Annotated in this window: 18 protein-coding genes; 5 read left to right on the forward strand and 13 right to left on the reverse strand. The window is 32.3% G+C overall.

Translation table 11 applies throughout. From position 1 onward, the window contains the following. Positions 1 to 116: 116 nt before the first annotated feature. The 10 genes from CN946_RS11915 to anmK all read right to left on the reverse strand — a co-directional run bounded on the left by CN946_RS11915 (position 117) and on the right by anmK (position 9,237). Positions 117 to 971, reverse strand: a complete 855-nt coding sequence (locus CN946_RS11915; RefSeq protein WP_176547309.1) for a MurR/RpiR family transcriptional regulator — start codon at positions 969 to 971, stop codon at positions 117 to 119. Positions 972 to 1,165: 194 nt separating this feature from the next. Further along, positions 1,166 to 2,056 carry an N-acetylmuramic acid 6-phosphate etherase gene (gene murQ / locus CN946_RS11920; protein ID WP_098861311.1) on the reverse strand — a complete coding sequence of 297 codons (891 nt, stop codon included), beginning with the start codon at positions 2,054 to 2,056 and terminating at the stop codon, positions 1,166 to 1,168. 61 nt (positions 2,057 to 2,117) lie between these two features. Continuing rightward, positions 2,118 to 3,026 (reverse strand): N-acetylglucosamine kinase, encoded by a 909-nt coding sequence (locus CN946_RS11925; RefSeq protein WP_098861312.1) that lies wholly within the window; start codon positions 3,024 to 3,026, stop codon positions 2,118 to 2,120. Between the two features lie 50 nt (positions 3,027 to 3,076). After that, entirely contained in the window at positions 3,077 to 3,394 is a 318-nt protein-coding gene (locus CN946_RS11930) for a PTS lactose/cellobiose transporter subunit IIA (RefSeq protein ID WP_056468190.1), read from the reverse strand. A gap of 35 nt (positions 3,395 to 3,429) precedes the next feature. Next, on the reverse strand, positions 3,430 to 4,770 hold the full coding sequence (locus tag CN946_RS11935; protein WP_098861313.1) for a 6-phospho-beta-glucosidase: 1,341 nt from the start codon (positions 4,768 to 4,770) through the stop codon (positions 3,430 to 3,432). Between the two features lie 30 nt (positions 4,771 to 4,800). Then, a complete protein-coding gene (locus tag CN946_RS11940; protein ID WP_098861314.1) occupies positions 4,801 to 5,088 on the reverse strand; it encodes a hypothetical protein in 288 nt (95 codons plus the stop codon). An 80-nt stretch (positions 5,089 to 5,168) separates the two neighbouring features. Further along, positions 5,169 to 6,467, reverse strand: coding sequence for a PTS sugar transporter subunit IIC (locus tag CN946_RS11945; RefSeq protein ID WP_098861315.1), 1,299 nt, complete (start codon positions 6,465 to 6,467; stop codon positions 5,169 to 5,171). A 33-nt stretch (positions 6,468 to 6,500) separates the two neighbouring features. Next, entirely contained in the window at positions 6,501 to 6,806 is a 306-nt protein-coding gene (locus tag CN946_RS11950; protein WP_098861316.1) for a PTS sugar transporter subunit IIB, read from the reverse strand. A 176-nt stretch (positions 6,807 to 6,982) separates the two neighbouring features. After that, positions 6,983 to 8,077: a DUF871 domain-containing protein gene (locus tag CN946_RS11955; protein WP_098861317.1), complete on the reverse strand. Its 1,095-nt coding sequence runs from the start codon at positions 8,075 to 8,077 to the stop codon at positions 6,983 to 6,985. 11 nt (positions 8,078 to 8,088) lie between these two features. Continuing rightward, complete coding sequence (gene anmK, locus CN946_RS11960) at positions 8,089 to 9,237, reverse strand: anhydro-N-acetylmuramic acid kinase AnmK (protein ID WP_098861318.1); 1,149 nt, start codon at positions 9,235 to 9,237, stop codon at positions 8,089 to 8,091. 423 nt (positions 9,238 to 9,660) lie between these two features. On the opposite strand from anmK, the gene CN946_RS11965 reads away from it, so the two are divergent. Continuing rightward, positions 9,661 to 10,854: a M20 metallopeptidase family protein gene (locus CN946_RS11965; RefSeq protein WP_098861319.1), complete on the forward strand. Its 1,194-nt coding sequence runs from the start codon at positions 9,661 to 9,663 to the stop codon at positions 10,852 to 10,854. A gap of 103 nt (positions 10,855 to 10,957) precedes the next feature. Here CN946_RS11965 and CN946_RS11970 read toward each other — a convergent pair whose 3' ends face one another. Beyond that, a complete protein-coding gene (locus tag CN946_RS11970) occupies positions 10,958 to 11,149 on the reverse strand; it encodes a hypothetical protein (RefSeq protein ID WP_098861320.1) in 192 nt (63 codons plus the stop codon). Positions 11,150 to 11,364: 215 nt separating this feature from the next. Here CN946_RS11970 and CN946_RS11975 point away from each other — a divergent pair, with 215 nt between their 5' ends. Continuing rightward, on the forward strand, positions 11,365 to 12,129 hold the full coding sequence (locus CN946_RS11975) for a DUF2935 domain-containing protein (protein WP_098861321.1): 765 nt from the start codon (positions 11,365 to 11,367) through the stop codon (positions 12,127 to 12,129). Between the two features lie 76 nt (positions 12,130 to 12,205). Here CN946_RS11975 and CN946_RS11980 read toward each other — a convergent pair whose 3' ends face one another. Further along, positions 12,206 to 12,892 carry a response regulator transcription factor gene (locus CN946_RS11980; RefSeq protein ID WP_098861322.1) on the reverse strand — a complete coding sequence of 229 codons (687 nt, stop codon included), beginning with the start codon at positions 12,890 to 12,892 and terminating at the stop codon, positions 12,206 to 12,208. Positions 12,893 to 13,428: 536 nt separating this feature from the next. On the opposite strand from CN946_RS11980, the gene CN946_RS11985 reads away from it, so the two are divergent. The 3 genes from CN946_RS11985 to CN946_RS11995 all read left to right on the forward strand — a co-directional run bounded on the left by CN946_RS11985 (position 13,429) and on the right by CN946_RS11995 (position 16,128). After that, complete coding sequence (locus tag CN946_RS11985; RefSeq protein ID WP_098861323.1) at positions 13,429 to 14,331, forward strand: LysR family transcriptional regulator; 903 nt, start codon at positions 13,429 to 13,431, stop codon at positions 14,329 to 14,331. A gap of 304 nt (positions 14,332 to 14,635) precedes the next feature. After that, positions 14,636 to 14,899 (forward strand): CD3324 family protein, encoded by a 264-nt coding sequence (locus tag CN946_RS11990; protein WP_098861324.1) that lies wholly within the window; start codon positions 14,636 to 14,638, stop codon positions 14,897 to 14,899. A gap of 593 nt (positions 14,900 to 15,492) precedes the next feature. Continuing rightward, entirely contained in the window at positions 15,493 to 16,128 is a 636-nt protein-coding gene (locus CN946_RS11995; RefSeq protein ID WP_098861325.1) for a FusB/FusC family EF-G-binding protein, read from the forward strand. 58 nt (positions 16,129 to 16,186) lie between these two features. On the opposite strand, the gene CN946_RS12000 is transcribed toward CN946_RS11995, so the two are convergent. Beyond that, a complete protein-coding gene (locus tag CN946_RS12000; RefSeq protein WP_098861326.1) occupies positions 16,187 to 16,933 on the reverse strand; it encodes a TerC family protein in 747 nt (248 codons plus the stop codon). Between the last annotated feature and the right edge of the window lie 65 nt (positions 16,934 to 16,998).

Here is a 16,998-nt window from a genome sequence, read left to right on the forward strand (position 1 = left end):
TTAAAAAATTCAACAATCTACTTTAACAGTTCCTAAAAATAAAAACACAAGGAACTTTGTTTCCTTGTGCTTTTTCTTAAATTACCTAACCCTGTATTATCCTTAACCTTTACTATTTACTTTTTTAATGAAGAAATAGCCGTTCTTGTTTGATCGATATATTGAATTGTTTGGTCGTACTCTTGTGTCGCGACAGCCATAAATAAGATATCGATGACATGTAGTTGAGCCATCCTTGATGAGGTTGCTCCACTTCGAAATGTTGCTTCCCTATGTGGGGAATTGAATAATTTAATGTCTGCTAAGTTTGATACAGAATTGGAACCAAAACCTGTGATACTAATAGTGTTCACGCCGTTTTCCTTTGCTATTTGAAGGGCTTTCTGAACTTCTAGCGTTTCTCCAGAAAATGAAATTCCTACTAAGACATCATTCTCCTCATGGTTTGCTATTTGAACAGCTAACAAATGCAAATCAGTAAAGGCAGATGTGTATTTTTTTATGCGCAAGAACTTTTGTTGTGCATCTAAGGCAACTACCATTGAGCCACCTACTCCAAAGAAATAAATATTTCTAGCTTTTGTTAAAGCTTGTACTGCTTCCTCTAAATCACTCACATTAATAATATCGCTAGTATCTTTGATGGCCTGAATATTGTTATTCATCATCTTTTTAATGATGGAAGCAGTTGATTCTCCTAAATTGATATCTCTTGACCCTACCTCTGTTGTCGTGATGATATCACCTGCAATTCGTAGCTTAAGCTCTTGAAATCCTTTCAGACCTAATGATCGACATAATCTAATAATTGCAGAATTACTTGTTTGACTTTTTTCTGCAAGTTCAAACACTGTATATTGAATTGACTTTTCCGGATTTTCAATTATATATTTAGCTGCTCTTCTTTCAGATGGTGGAAGTTTATACAGCATTTCGTTTAACATGATTAAACCGCCATTTAATGCATTCATTTAATCTACTCAACTCTCCCTTTATTTGTATAAAATGATGAATTTGGAAATTTCCAACCGACATTTTCCCCTCTTTTAATCGGAATCGAAATACGACTATAAACAAATTATAAAATATTAAGATCAAAATCTGAATTATATTTTAAGATGAAATAGAAGGCGACAGACTAGTAGTACTAGTTGCCGCCCTCTAATTAATCTTTTACTACCTTGCTAATAAAACCACTAGCTTTATTTAAACTGTTCATTGCTTCTTCGTAATTCATTCCGGTTAAAATCATAACGATTGCTACTTTCGTTTGATTATTTGCTTTCAGTAAATAATTACTTGCTGTTTCATAATCACAGCCAGTAGCTTCAACTATTATTCTTTTCGCTCGATCAACTAGTTTACTATTCGTTAATTGCAGATCTACCATGAGATTTTTATATACTTTTCCAATTCCAATCATTGAAGCTGTTGAAATCATATTGCAAATTAACTTTTGGGATGTTCCAGCTTTTAATCGTGTAGAGCCTGTTAACACCTCTGGACCATTATCTACTTCAATTTTTTGGAGGGCAACCTCTCCAATTTTTGAATCTTTATTACACGCTACCGCTACAGTTTTTGCTCCAATCTCGTTTGCATACTTTAAAGCACCTATTACATAAGGCGTTCGTCCTGATGCTGCAATACCAATCACGATATCATTTTTTGTAAGGGATATTCGTAATAAGTCTTCCTTACCTAGTTCTTCGCTATCTTCGGCACCTTCAACAGCTTTAATAAAGGCTCTCTCACCGCCTGCAATTAATCCAATGACTTCACTAGGGTTCGTTCCAAATGTAGGTGGACATTCAACTGAATCAAGCAGACCAATTCGTCCGCTTGTACCAGCACCTGTATAAATTAAACGTCCTCCATTTTGAAATGCTTCAACAACTAGTTGAACTACATTTGAAATCATCGGAATTTGTTCTCTAACTGCTAGAGCCACCTTTTGGTCCTCTTCATTCATTATATTTAAAAACTCATCGACGCTTAGTTGATCTAAGTTACTCGTACGATTGTTTCTAATTTCGGTTGTTAAGTTTTCTAACACAATTACACCTCAATCATAAGTCAGGATTTTTTATCCTACTCCCTGTTTTTACTGCACTTAATTATTCCTTACGTGAATTAACTTCTTTCATAGCTAATAGATATCCTCCGAAGGTCGAAGAGATTTCGTTTGTGTAAAATACTACTGTTGGATAGTGCTCATGAATTGTTTGAATAAATGTTTTTTGAACGACTGGTATTCGACTTAGAATACTTCCTTTTATTGCAACTCGTGGCTCTTCTCTAAGATTTAATTTTTTTATGGCTTGGATGGTCATTTTTCCAAGAAGTTGACCAGCTCTTTCTAGAACTGATAAGGCCATTAAATCACCTATGTTGGCCATTTCAACTATAAATGGAACGTGTGAAGCAATCTCAGCTTTTGTACTGTGATAAATATATTTTTTAAGTTCATCTTCTTCTTTTAACTGCAATTTTTCCAGCATTTTCAAAGATAAATAACTTAATGGAACACCTTCATCAAATTCCTGTGTAATCTTTTTAAAGATATCCATGCAAATCCAATATCCGCTTCCCTCATCCCCTAGAAGATGTCCCCAACCGCCTGCCGTAACAGTCCGTTCTTTATGCATTCCGATACAAATTGAACCCGTACCAGCGATTGTTAATACACCACTTTGCCCATTTAGTAATGCTGCATGTGCAATTTGTGCATCATTAACAATTTTAAAAGGGATATGAAAAGCATCATTTAGTGCCTTTTCCAAGGGACCTCGATCTTTCACTCCACCAATTCCCGCAATTCCTAAAAATAAGAACAAGCAATTCTCTTTTGATAAAGGGCTCAAGCAATTTTCAATTGCTTCTATAATGTGATTAATTCCATCTTCTTCATTGATTAGTAAATTACTAAAACCAGAATAACCTTGACTAATAATTTCTCCATCTAAATTATAAGCAATAGCCTCTGACTTAGTTCCTCCACCATCAAGACCTATAACATATTTCACTAAAACTGCCCCCTACCATCTTTCGTCTATTCTATTACTATATGAATCGATTATTTCTCGGCTAATTTTTTATGTAAACGAATGATATGCTCTATAAGTTTTTGTTCACTCATTGCAGTCATTAAATGATCTTGGGCATGAATCATTAATAGAGACTTTTCACATGGCTGACCATTTAATTCAGCTTGTATTAAAGTCGTTTGTGTTTTATGTGCATGACCAATTTCTTGATGAGACTCTTCGATTAAGCGATCTGCTGTTTCAAAATCATTTTTTTCTGCAGCCTCTAATGCCTCGTAAGCTAGTGATCTTGCATTTCCACCGTGTGATATAATTTCAAAAATTTCTTGTTCGTTAGTCATCATCATATTCATACTCCTTAACTTTTGTTTTTTATTTATCCTTATTGAATTACCAATTCTTCTTTAAAAAATAATGGTAAGTATTCTTTATGCGCATCTAAAAGTGCATCTAGTACTTCCTTTGCAACTTCATCACTTGGAACTAAAGGATTAATCGTTAGTGCCAGTAATGCCTTCTCATAAGATCCAGTAACGGCCGCCATGGCTCCAACTCGTTCAAATGATTTAATCTGCTGAACTAATCCATTTATTTGAGGTGGTAATTCACCCACTGATATCGGAATTGGTCCTTGCTTTGTAACGATACAATTTACCTCTACAGCTGATTCATTCGGAATCCCTTGTATGGAACCATTATTTTGAACGTTTAATACTTGGATATCCTTTTTATCGTTATAAATAGATGTAATTAAGCTACAAGCGGCATCACTGTAATAAGCTCCACCTCGTTTTTCAAGCTGAGGCGGTTTAATAGCTAAATTGTCATCTTTATATAATTCAAATAAATCTTCTTCCAGCTTCTTAACGACCTCTGCTCGGGTAGTACCTGTTTTAAAAGATTCTAATTCTTCATCTAATATCTGTTTCGTTTTGTAATAGTAACGATGGTATGGACAAGGAAGTACACCTAATGACATAAGAAATTCTTTTTGCCATGGTAATGGTGCGATATTTTTCATTGTCATTTGTATTTCTGGATTCGCTAATAACTCTAATACATGTTCAGTCACTTCTTTTCCATCAACATAAACATGAAGTCCATAAACCATATGGTTTAATCCAGCAAAATCAATATGTACACGACTTAGATCAACTTCTAATAATTTAGCAATCGTCATTGTCATATTAATTGGTACATTACAAACTCCAATTACCTTTTTATGTTTACTATATCGAAGTAATGCTTCTGTAACCATTCCAGCAGGATTTGTAAAGTTAATCAACCATGCATCGGGGCATAGTTGCTGCATTTCTTCAGCAATTTCAAGTAATACAGGTATTGTTCTTAGACCTTTAAATAGACCACCTGCACCGTTTGTTTCTTGACCAATCATACCGAATTGTAAAGGTATACGTTCATCTTTAATTCGTGCCTCTAGTAAGCCTACTCGCATTTGAGTGGTTACAAAATCAGCATCCTTTAGCGCTAATTTTCGGTCTAACGTTAAATGAATTTCCATTGGTACTCCAGCTTCTTTTACCATACGTTTAGCTAAATTACCAACGATCTCCAACTTTTCCTTCCCTGCTTCTATATCAACTAACCATAAATCACTTACAGGTAGCTCGTCATATCTTTTAATAAAACCTTCCACTAATTCTGGAGTATAGCTAGAGCCGCCGCCTATTGTTACGATTTTAATTCCTCTTTTTTTATTCATCTAAAACACACCTTCATTTCATATTTTTTCTTATGAATTGAATACAACAAGATAACAAGTCACTGTGCAGAAAACTAATAATGTAATAAATAGAATTAAAGCTTGTTTCTTATTCTTAAACTTACCTTCAATAAATACAATCACGCCTGTAAGTCCTACACTCAAACCAATACTATTTGTAATAAATACAGCAAGATCTCTAGTCATTCCAAAAAGGAGTAGAACAGGATTAAAGATAAGATTAAACGCAAGAATAAATACAAAAAATGCAAATGCACCTTTATAACTAAAAAAATGGAGATTCTTTGTAGTGTTCATGTTTATCTTCCTTTCTTGAATACTTGATAATAAATAAAGGAAGCTGGGATTAATGATCCCAAACTCCCTTTACTATGAATTTATAAAGATACTTTTACACCATTATCCACTTCAACTGTAGATTCTTGCGCTAACAATTTTTTATCGTACATTTTGAAGAATGGTAAATAAATAACAACAGATATTGCCAGATTGATTACTACTAGGATAATAGCTCTCCAATCTCCACCAGTTGATAAATATGCACCTATTGGAGCAGGTAAAGTCCACGGAACCATTACGTATGTTGGATTAACTAATCCTCCTGCTGTTGCAAGGTAAGAAATTGTTGCACCAATTATTGGAACGATCATAAATGGAATAATTAATACAGGGTTTAATACAATCGGCATACCGAAAATTACTGGCTCATTAATGTTAAAAATACTTGGGATAATTGCTGTTCTTCCAAGAGCCTTTGAATAACTTGATTTTCCCGCAATTAACATTGCAATTACTAAACCTAATGTTGCACCCGATCCACCAATCCAAATGAACCACTGGAAGAAAGTTTCAGGAGCAATGTGTGGTAACTGACTTCCAACTTTACCAGCTGCAACAGCTGCAGAGTTATTAGCTAAATAAACTTCCCAAACAGGTCGTGCAACTGCACCTACTACTGATACCCCATGAATACCAAATGCCCAGAAAAATGTGATTAAGAAAACTGGTACTAGTACACCAGGTAATGAATCACCCGCGCTAATTAGTGGAGCTACAGCTTTGTCTACAAGTGAATGTGTATCAATCTTAAATACAACTGTAATTAAAGTCATTACTGTTAAAACAACCGTTACAGGAATAAGTGCTTCAAAAGAACGTGCGACAGAACTCGGCACTGAATCAGGCATTTTAATCGTAATATTTTTCGTTTTACAAAAACGTAATACTTCAACTGCAAAAATTGAAGTAATCATACCTACGAAAAGACCATGGCCACCCATGTTTGCCATTGGTAATACAAATCCCACTTTATCGATCATTTGAACCCCAGTTGTAAATAAAAACGCGGAGCCCGATAATAATGCGCCAGAAAGCGGATCTAGTTTATAGCTTTGGGACAAGCTATATCCAATTCCGAAAGTAATATACAATGTCATTATGTACATTGTAAGTCGGTACGGAATTAAAATATCCGCAGCGTGTTTTGCTGCCCACACTCCAACCGCAGAATCTGCAGGAACTGGTGGAAAGGCAATAATTAGGAACAAGCTTCCAAAAATGATAAAAGGTAAAGCTGAAACTACACCATCACGAATTGCGCGTAAATGTTTTTGCTCAGATAGTTTTGCCATTGGTGTTGATAAATTGTTTTCCAAAAATGAAATAAACTTATCCATTTGTTCTTCTCCTTTGATTATTAAATTATTAAACTACTTAATTAGTTCTTGAACTAATTTTAATAACGTTGGCCCTCCAAGTGGGCTATATGCTTGAGGTGGAATGACAGCACAAGGTACATTCGCCTCGTCAGATGAAGCTTTAAAACCATCAAATCGGTGTCTTACTTGTGGTGCAACCATCGCTACATCCCAACCATTCTTAACTTCTTCAGCAAACTCTTGAGTCCCTACAGCTAAAACATCTAGACTTAATCCGTTCTTTTCTCCCTCTTTTTTTAGAGCGTTTACTACAATCGCACTTGACATACCGCCTGCACATACAAATAATACCTTCATACTCTTATCCTCCTAATTTGAGTTTGATAATATAAAAGATTCGAAAAACTGGAAACGTTTTCTATGAGGCAATTATATTCTTAATAAAATAAAATTTCAATTATTTTTAATAAAAAATGAAATAAAATTTTAAAAAGATGTAAAAAAAATTTCACATCTTCTTACATAATGATTATTTAGTTTTCCTTAAACTGAAACTTACTCCAAGGATGCAAGAAATCTAATAGGAAGATTTCTTCCTCTGAAATGCGTCCAACTACATTCGTTTTCCCCGAATTCTCCATATCCTGCAGTGCTATTTGCAATTCACCTTTATACTGTCCATATAATTCATTTTCTATTAAAATATCGCCTCTATGAATATGTGGAGTATAAGTAGGTTTAAACTCTTCATCTCTATATTTAACGCGAGACTGGGTTGAACGAATTAAGTAATCTGATACGTCCCCGCGGTAAAAATGGAACTCATCTAAAACAATCTTTTTCTCTAAATCTGTAATTGAATCATGTAAGTCAATATTTAGTGTAAATAAGTCTTTACCGTTCTGATTTAGCTCCGCTAGTTGTTTGAACTCTTCTTCAGATGCATAAGCATTTGCGATAATAACATCATCAATTAAGTCTGAATAAAATAAATGTTTCGCTTGGGTTACGACTGATAAATTACGGTGCATCTCTAAAGTACAAAGACCTTCTGATACAGGCCACGGTCCGAATGTTGCAGCTTGTGAATTAATAAATGCTGCTGTACGAATACCATGCTTTTTAAACTCTTCACTACATTTAACAAAATGTGAATAACTCAAACCTGCATAACGATGAGGATAAAAATTATGAGATCCGATTAAATTAGATTGATTTGGTTTATAGGCTAAAATATTTTCTAGATATTTCGTAGCATTACTCATGTTAATTTCAATTTTCAATCCATATGGATTATAAGTCATAATGGACTCTTCATTCCCAGTAAATCCCATATCAAGTCTAATCCCATAAGCTCCTAAATCAGCAAAAAATGATAAATCATTATATGAAATATTTAATGTACCAAATACCCGAGGGGCAATATCAACTATTACTTCCATCTCTAAACTATTTGCATAATCAATTATTTCTTTAAACTCTTTTAGAATCTGTTCCTTGTCACCATTAACTGATAATAAACATGTAAAGATTCGTTTAAATCCATATTGATGAGCCAATTTAATATAAGCCTTATCTTTTTCAACAGTTGAGTGCTCTGGATAAATTGAAATTCCTAATTTTTTCACGATGAATCCTCCTAGTATGGTATTGGTGTAATATTTCCTAAAACAACTAAACGATTTGCCTTTGTTGCCCCAGGTACATTACTTGGTAAACCATTTAAAGTTTCATTTGCTAAAATCGCAAACGCAATTGCTTCTTTTGCGTCCGAAGAAAAACCAATATCTTCTTGAACTAATACTTTTGAATCCACACCTAATAATTCTTGAAGCATGCGTAGTAGCGTTTTATTATGACTACCTCCGCCCCCTACAATTACCTCATCAATTGGATGGTCTGGTAAAATAAACTTTTTATAATTTTCAGCGATTGATTTTGCAGTAAACATCGTCATTGTAGTCACTAGATCAATCGGTGAAATATCACTAAACTCTTCCAATATTTCATCAACAAACTGTGTACCAAATAACTCTCTTCCTGTTGTTTTAGGTATAGGAGCTAAAATATAAGGAATACTCATGCATCTTTCTAGTAATCTATCATTTACATTACCTTTAGCAGCTAAATCACCATTAGCATCATATGGAACATTAAAATAGCGTTTACAAATTTCATCAATAATCATATTCCCTGGACCTGTATCAAAGGCTGCCAAATCATCGATTGTAGAATTCCTTGGAATGATCGTAACATTACCGATTCCACCAATATTCTGTAGTAAACGAGTTTTAGTTTTACTTTTATAAAGTAATAACTCAGAATGTGGAACTAAAGGCGCACCATACCCACCAGCTGCCATATCCATCACCCGAAAATTCGAAACAACTTTCGTTTTTGTTTCATATGCAATAACCGCTGGCTCTCCTAACTGTAATGTAGATTGTATGAATTTCCCATGAGCTTCAGGCTGGTGATAAATCGTTTGACCATGCGACCCAATAAAATCAAGTTGATCCAATGAAAATTCGTTTTTACCGCAAATTTGCTTTACTGCTTCTGCAAAAGCGTAGCCAAGCTTAAAGTTTAAACTACATAAATGCTGAGCGTTTGAAGAAACAAGTGTAATCGCATCTTGAATTTCTTTTAATAAACCTTCATCAAGAGGAACTGTCATAAAATCAATCAATCTTACCTCTGTCTCAGGTCCACATCCAGCGATTTCTACTAAAGCTGCATCGATTCCATCTAAAGATGTACCCGACATTAATCCAACTGCATATCCCAATTCATTCACTCCTTCATATTTTTATTAATAATACCTTAAAACAGAATTTCAATTTTGTAAAAGAAAAGAGTGAAAGTTTATTTAGAATCTTTCAAAAAGTAATCGTTGATTTTTTTAAAAGATCAGTTAATAGAAAGAGATTTTTACAGACTGATTTAGTCGCTAAACATCTACCGTTTCATTTCATATCCAGAACCACATAATGAATTATTACTCATTTTACCCTCTCCCACAAAAATAACACTTAATAAAAAATCCAAATAAAATATTTTCTAAAAACGCTCTCATCACTTTAATAAATAGGCATAATTATCTTATAAAAATCAGTAACTAGTAAAAAAGTATTGAATGAACAACGGAATAATTATACAATCCTTTACATAATCAAACAAAAATCCCATCTAACAATAAGGAGAATCTAAGATGAAGCATTTAGAAACAAAAATAGATGTATTAGCAGACCAATATTTTACGAGACTAGTAGAGATCCGTAGACATTTGCATATGTATCCTGAATTAAGTAATCAAGAATTCCAAACAACGAATTTTATCAATCAAGAATTAGAAAAAGCTAAAATCAAAAAAATACAGTTGAATAGTCAAACAGGAACTGCAGCCGAGATCAGTGGTAATTCAGGACCGATTGTTGCACTCCGAGCTGATATTGATGCACTTCCAATTCAAGAAGAATCTGATTTACCATTTCGTTCACTTGTTGATGGAATCGCCCATATGTGTGGACATGATGTTCATACTACTATTACACTCGGAGTTGGATTTATTTTACAGGAATTAAAACACCTGATTCCTGGTACAGTTCGATTGATCTTTCAACCTGCTGAGGAATCTGAAGGTGGCGCTGAGCAAATGATTGCTGAAGGCTTACTTACCGATGTAAAAGCTATTATTGGGCTTCATAATATGCCGGATCTTCCAGTTGGTATGATTGGAATTAAAGAAGGCTTCCTAATGGCAAGTGTAGATGATTTTGCAATTAAGATTAAAGGGAAAGGCGGTCATGCAGCACTTCCTGAAAAAGCAATTGATCCGATTGTAATTGGCAGTGCTGTTGTCAATCTTTTACAAACTCTAGTTAGCAGAACAATTTCTCCAAAAGATTCTGCTGTCATAACTGTTGGATCGTTTCAGGCTGGGAATACAAATAATGTAATCCCAGAATTTGCAGTTTTAAAAGGCACAGTTCGAACTTCAAATGAAACAATTCGAAAGCAAATTCAAGAGAAATTTCAAACACTAGTTCAAAATCTTGTACATTCACTTGGAGGAGAGGTAGAAATAGATTATCAAGTATTACTGCCCGCAGTATTTAATGATACGAAAGTAACATCAGTAGTACGAGAAGCAGCAATCTCAACAGTCGGAGTAGAACATGTTGTGACTGCAGAATCGACAATGGGCGGAGAAGACTTTTCATTCTATCAACAAAAAGTACCTGGTTCTTATATTTGGTTAGGCTCTGGAAATAAAGAAAAAGATATAACGTATGGATGGCATCACCCCAAATTTATGGTCGATGAAGACGCAATAAAAATTGGTGTAAAACTAATGGCCCGATCAGTATTAAAACTATTAACGGATACAACTCTTGATAAATAATTGACAAAAAAGTGAAATCATTGATTGAATAATGTTTTCACTTTTTTTGTTTTTCATATATTGGCTTAGATGCTTTTAATAACTATGAGATAGGTCTAATGGATTAGTCGTTTTTCCTAAATATAAACATACCTAAAATGAATCCGATAAATGTAATAAAACCAGCAACTATACCGGCAATATAGCGATTTTCATAATGAATATAATCCTCTAATATTGTAATGATAATTGCAGAAAAGGCAGAACCAAAAAAAGCTTGAGAAATAGTCATTTTTCCTTTTAAATGTTTTTTCATAAAACTTTCTCCCTCTTAAAATTGCTAGTATATTATTCTATTTAATTGATGGATAAACCTTTTTTATCAAGACTATACAGCCATTTAGACCAATTAAAATCAAAGGAATAAACTTAAGATACTCCAATCTACCCACTACCTTTTCCAACACTTCCTGCAATATTTTAGGACACTCATTAATATAATTACCTTGTAGTGTTTATAGGGGGGATTATATGCCAGATTTTGTACAAACTGCCAATTTTGAGCATTCGTTCTGGTTACATGTGTTAAGGGATCATTCTCAATTTATATTGGATGCTTTACCGTCTAAGCAAGAGGAAGAAATTAAGATTGCACAATCATTTTACGTAATTTTTAATAATTTATTTACTAGGGTAAATAATAATGAAAATATGAGCGAGATTACAATTCAAGCAGAAAAAAGTGCTTTAGCGCTACGTGATTTTAAACTTTCACTGCTAACGAAACATATTACTGACGCTAATTTTACGATTTACTTAACACCTACATTTTTAAATCATATGGTTAATGAATTGGAAGAATATTTATTAGTACTATCCTACTTAAAACAAAGTCAAACCCCACCTGTCTTCAATGAACTTCATCATCATTTATTATGGGTGCTAGATGCGGCAGGTCATGCTGATGCCATTTATACGAATCTCGATGGTACAGAAAAAATGCTAAGAAAGAAAAGTCATGAATTCACAAAGCATTTTGAACACTTCTATCTTAAAGCAGTAGAACTCACCGGATATTTACGTACTAAACTAAGTACATTTCCTGCATTAAAAAGAATGAACCAAGACGTAAAATTAGAGATTCAGCTATTTCAAATATTTCTAAAAGAGATTGAAGAATTAGATATTTCAAGCCAAATGTTGAGTAACTTTTCCGCTTTAATGGCAGATCATATGTACAGAGAAGAAATGTATTTCTTAAAAAAATTAGAAGAATCTTCATCAATTAATAATTAATTTTATGAAAAATAAAGCACTCTATTTAACACGTAATATGATGTGTTAAATAGAGTGCTCTTTTACTTTAATTAAACTATTGTTTTATTGAAATCCAGTTATTTTTAATTACTTTTATGACTGCATTTAAACGATCTGGAACGTTTAATTTCATTAAAATATTGGCAACGTGATTTTTGACTGTTTTATTCGAAATAAATAATTCCTTACCAATTTGAATATTCGAAAATCCCTTTACTAAAAGGTGAAGTATTTCGTATTCTCTATTTGTAAGTAGCTCTTTTATATATGAATCATTGGGCGGCATAAAATGGATTGAATTATCCTTAAGAAACTTGTATTCTTTTATCAATTCATTCGTAAAGCGATTGTCTACCATGAATTGTCCACCCTGCACTAGCTTAACAGTATTCACTAAATATGCCTCGTCAACATCTGTTAAACAAATACCTTTTACTCCTACTTTCAATAAACGATCTATTTCATAAAAGTCTAAAGAGTTTTTAATGGTAATAATTTTCGAAGAATCATCATGTAACATAATATTTCTTGCATACTTTACCATTTCTTCTCCCGAAACTTGAGTTATAAGAATTGAATTACTTACTTCCTGGAAAGAAAAACTATCTTCTAAATTAATTTTAATAGCATTTATTCTATTAAATTCTAATATTGTACGAATACCCGCAACGAATAGCGAATTTTCAACAAAAATAACAGTATTATTATTTCTTGGATGATTTGGAACTAATTTTGCTAACATTACTGCCACCTCCAATTTGCAAATTTTTTATAGCAACATTTGTATTGTACATATTTGAATTGATTAAATAAATTTAATATTTTTGAAATTAAAGTTAAGTACTTCTTAAACAAAAGATTATTGTTATTAAAATTTAAACTAAATCGTTAAAATAAAGGATTTAAAAACTTACGGTCTTATATTATGATATCTATGTACAGATATTTTTTTATTACTATAATTTTCCCAAGGAAATATTTTACTTTGCACCGTTTCAACTTATTGCTTTTTTAGTAAAAAGAGATTACTTACAAAATTCAAGAATTATTTTAATAATATAAATTTAACTATGCACAAGATTTTCCAGTAAAAAAGGTGTATCATTGAACTGTTTTCATATCTTAAGTGTTCCTTCATACTGTATCCACAATATAATTTTATTAGCTCCTCAAATTAATGAAATTACAAATTTTAACCAACGATGTCCACTTTCTTTTAAGTTTTTATGTTCTTAAATTACTACATGTATTAGAATTTTTTATTATTAGGAGATTACTATGAATTTCGAACAATTAGAGTATATTGTTTATGTAGCAAATGAAAAATCAATATCTAAAGCTGCCGAAAGGTTATATATCTCTACATCAGCTATAAGCCAATCTATTTCACAACTAGAAAGAGAATTAAATATAACAATATTTAATCGTTCAAGGATAGGAACTACTCCTACACCTGAAGGAAATATTGTAATAATGAAAGCAATGAATATATTATCGAATATTAAGCAATTAAATGAGGAACTTTTTAACTTAAATATTAAAAAAGAAAAACAGTTAAAAATCGTTGCAGCAACAGCATTTTTTGATATTTTTCAAGAAGCAGTAACAAACTTCAATATAGAAAATCCTCAAATCTCCATTGACGTTGAGGAAATGCTCCAAGAGCAGTTACTAAAAAGTTTTAATCCAGATCGTTACGATGTTGGTTTCCTACCAATCGAGAAAGAAGAATTAGATAAATATCCAAAATTGGGTAAAAAGTTAATCAGTAGAGCTAGAGTAGGTATAGTAGTTGGAAAGAATTCAAAATTATTCAATTATGAATATGTAACACCTGCAGATTTAAATAATGAGAAAATAGTAATATTAAAAAATACAAAAAATGGCATAGTAAAAAAGTTTTCAAAATGTATTTCTAATCATATTATCTTAACTACAAATAATCCTAGACTATTATTAAACGTCGTTAAGGAAAGTGCTGGTTTTTCTTTTATCCATGAGTTTACAGTAAAAAACTACCCAACATTTCGTAATGATGAACTCAAGGTAATACCGATTACATATACTGATGAAACGAATTACATCTATCAGGATATATGGGCTATTTATTCGCAAGAACATGGATTATCAAGTTCATCCAGTGAGATTATTAAACACATATTATTTCAGTTAAATAAATAATGAAAAGGAATAGGAACAATCCATCTAAAGGCTTTCTATTCCTTTTTCATATTATTCATAAGTAACAAATGCAATCTGAACAGATATAATTTATAATAAATAAAAAGTTTTCATGATTTCTTTAGGAGGTGATCTATTATGACATATACTGTTAGTTTGTCAGATAAATCAACATCCCATGCAAAGCCTAGATTTAGAAAGGCGATACTTTGCATGGGTAGGTTTCACTAATCGCCCAAGTAAGCAGTTCTGATTCAACGGCTTTGCACCTTATTTACTAAATAAGAATAAGGGGCTGGCAAAGATGGCATATATAAAAGCAACTGCTATTTTACCTGAAAAGTTATTATTGGAAATACAAAAATACGTACAGGGAGAAACACTTTATATTCCAAAATCTGAAAAAGTTCACAAAAAATGGGGCTCACGTTCAGGTACAAGAAAGCTAATTGATAATCGAAATAAAGCGATTAAAGAATCGTTTAAAAATGGTCAAACAATTGAGCAATTAGCGAAAGAATATTTTCTCTCAATCGAAACGATAAAAAAAATTGTATATACTAAATAAATCAAAAAACACTGATTAATATCAGTGTTTTTTTTTCAGAGTGTTGAAATATAAAACGGTCTATTTGGAAAATACTATTAAGTGAACATTATTGTTGTTAAAATTCATTTTTTGATAATCTAATAATGATTTGAAATGTTAATGTGTTTCAGCAATATTATTAAACCAACAAATGATTAGTTTATAAGTTGAAGTTCAAACTTAATTGATATACAAACAGATTAATAAACTGTTATTCTACGCTGAGTAAAGGATATTAAATTAGCTTTTTATCATTAACATTTTTTGATGAAAAAGTTGATTGGAGCGGAGGGGTGCTCGACTCCTATGGGAGATGCGGGAAGGCTGAGACCCCACAGGAACGAACGTGACGAGGAGGCTCAGGTCTCGCCCCATGGAAAGCGAGCACCCTGTAGTGGAAATCAACCACGCAGGCTCCTTTTACGAAAATTTGATAATTTATTGACAAGATTGTTTTTTATGGCAACTTTGTTTCTTACATAAACTCAACATATATAAATTCACTTTTTTGATGTAAATTAAAGATGTTAAGTTATCAATCGAACTTTCCTCTCAAATTAGGAGTGATATAAATGAAACCTTTTATTAGAACAGAACAATATAATTTTATTAAACATCAACTTCAAGTCTTAACAAATGGACATTCTACAGTAAATGATAAAACTGTGTTAAATGCTTTACATTCACTAGTTAATGATAAAATTCTAAGTTTATTTCATGAACTAACTGAAGATCAACAGATACTCTTCAGTCCAGTTAGCACAATTAAAAATTCTGATCAAGCAGATGTTTTACTGAACAGACTAAAGCCTTATATAATTCCTTTTAAAGAAGTATCAGAACAATCCATCAAAAAGCTATTTCCTAAAGCAAAAAAATTAAAGCTTCCCTTATTAGAAAATATCGATTTAGTTGAGATAACATATATTGGATGGGATGACTTAGGCTCTAATTCAAAGTTTATTGTCACATATTTAAATGACAAACTAATTGGTTTACAAGGTACTTTTAATCCTATGAAAAAAAGAGGCAACTGTACAATATGTAATAAATACGGTGACTTAGGATTATTCATGACAAAAACAAAAGGAAAAATTGAAGGTACTTTTACACAAAGAGGAAATTACATTTGCAAAGATAGCCAAGTATGTAATCAAAATATTATGTCGCTAGATAAACTGTATGATTTTATAATGTTGGTTAAATAGTAAAAGCTAAAAAATCGCTTAGTGCTAAAAACTAAGCGATTTTTCTTTTATTTATCATTTATTCTACGTTAGTATCTGTTGATTTCTTTTTAGATAGAAACCAGCCACCTAAAGCGATTAATAGCATGACTGACCAGAAAATCGTATTCCAGATTGGTCCTTCAACGAAATGATGTGAAATAATGTGTAGAGAAGGATGCGCCAAAGTATGCATTAGTAGTTTAACCCCTACCCATCCAACTAAAAGCATAGCTGCTGTTTCTAATCTTGGACGTGTTGTCAGTAATTTAACAAAAATACCTGCCGCAAAGCGAATAACGATTAAACCCGCAATAGCTCCAATAACAATGATTATAAATTTAGCACCATCCATGCCACCTATATTACCCATTTTTGAATTAGGCAGATCAATTACTAGCGCTACTGCTGCTAAAATAGAATCAATCGCAAATGCAATATCTGCTAATGATATTTGAGCAACTGTCATACCAAAGCTTTTTCCTTTTTTTCCTTTATCATCATCATGCTTTTTAAATAAATGCTTTAATGCTATGAAAATTAAATAAGCCGCTCCGATTGCTTGAACCTGCCATACATTAAAAAGAAATGAAATAATAAAAATGGCACCGATTCGAAAAATAAAAGCTAAAAGTAAACCAATATTTATCGCTTTCTTTTGTTGTTCCTCAGGTAAATGTTTTGCCATAACAGCAAGTACTAGTGCATTATCGGCCGATAATAAACCCTCTAATAAAATTAGAATAATTAATACCCAACCGTACTCTAATAACAAAGATAGTTCCATTTTTTCCCCCTATTTAATTTAATTTTAACTTATTTTTAACCACTTTTTAATTATATTCCCTTTTT

The sequence above is a fragment of the Bacillus sp. AFS053548 genome (genome assembly GCF_002575105.1).
GTDB lineage: Bacteria > Bacillota > Bacilli > Bacillales > Bacillaceae_G > Gottfriedia.

What these genes read in the sequence shown, in the direction of transcription:
- CN946_RS11915 (WP_176547309.1), bottom strand. Translation starts at nt 971, where the DNA reads ATGAATGCATTAAATGGCGGTTTAATCATGTTAAACGAAATGCTGTAT.
- CN946_RS11930 (WP_056468190.1), bottom strand. Translation starts at nt 3,394, where the DNA reads ATGATGATGACTAACGAACAAGAAATTTTTGAAATTATATCACACGGT.
- CN946_RS11935 (WP_098861313.1), bottom strand. Translation starts at nt 4,770, where the DNA reads ATGAATAAAAAAAGAGGAATTAAAATCGTAACAATAGGCGGCGGCTCT.
- CN946_RS11940 (WP_098861314.1), bottom strand. Translation starts at nt 5,088, where the DNA reads ATGAACACTACAAAGAATCTCCATTTTTTTAGTTATAAAGGTGCATTT.
- CN946_RS11945 (WP_098861315.1), bottom strand. Translation starts at nt 6,467, where the DNA reads ATGGATAAGTTTATTTCATTTTTGGAAAACAATTTATCAACACCAATG.
- CN946_RS11950 (WP_098861316.1), bottom strand. Translation starts at nt 6,806, where the DNA reads ATGAAGGTATTATTTGTATGTGCAGGCGGTATGTCAAGTGCGATTGTA.
- CN946_RS11965 (WP_098861319.1), top strand. Translation starts at nt 9,661, where the DNA reads ATGAAGCATTTAGAAACAAAAATAGATGTATTAGCAGACCAATATTTT.
- CN946_RS11970 (WP_098861320.1), bottom strand. Translation starts at nt 11,149, where the DNA reads ATGAAAAAACATTTAAAAGGAAAAATGACTATTTCTCAAGCTTTTTTT.
- CN946_RS11975 (WP_098861321.1), top strand. Translation starts at nt 11,365, where the DNA reads ATGCCAGATTTTGTACAAACTGCCAATTTTGAGCATTCGTTCTGGTTA.
- CN946_RS11980 (WP_098861322.1), bottom strand. Translation starts at nt 12,892, where the DNA reads ATGTTAGCAAAATTAGTTCCAAATCATCCAAGAAATAATAATACTGTT.
- CN946_RS11985 (WP_098861323.1), top strand. Translation starts at nt 13,429, where the DNA reads ATGAATTTCGAACAATTAGAGTATATTGTTTATGTAGCAAATGAAAAA.
- CN946_RS11990 (WP_098861324.1), top strand. Translation starts at nt 14,636, where the DNA reads ATGGCATATATAAAAGCAACTGCTATTTTACCTGAAAAGTTATTATTG.
- CN946_RS11995 (WP_098861325.1), top strand. Translation starts at nt 15,493, where the DNA reads ATGAAACCTTTTATTAGAACAGAACAATATAATTTTATTAAACATCAA.
- CN946_RS12000 (WP_098861326.1), bottom strand. Translation starts at nt 16,933, where the DNA reads ATGGAACTATCTTTGTTATTAGAGTACGGTTGGGTATTAATTATTCTA.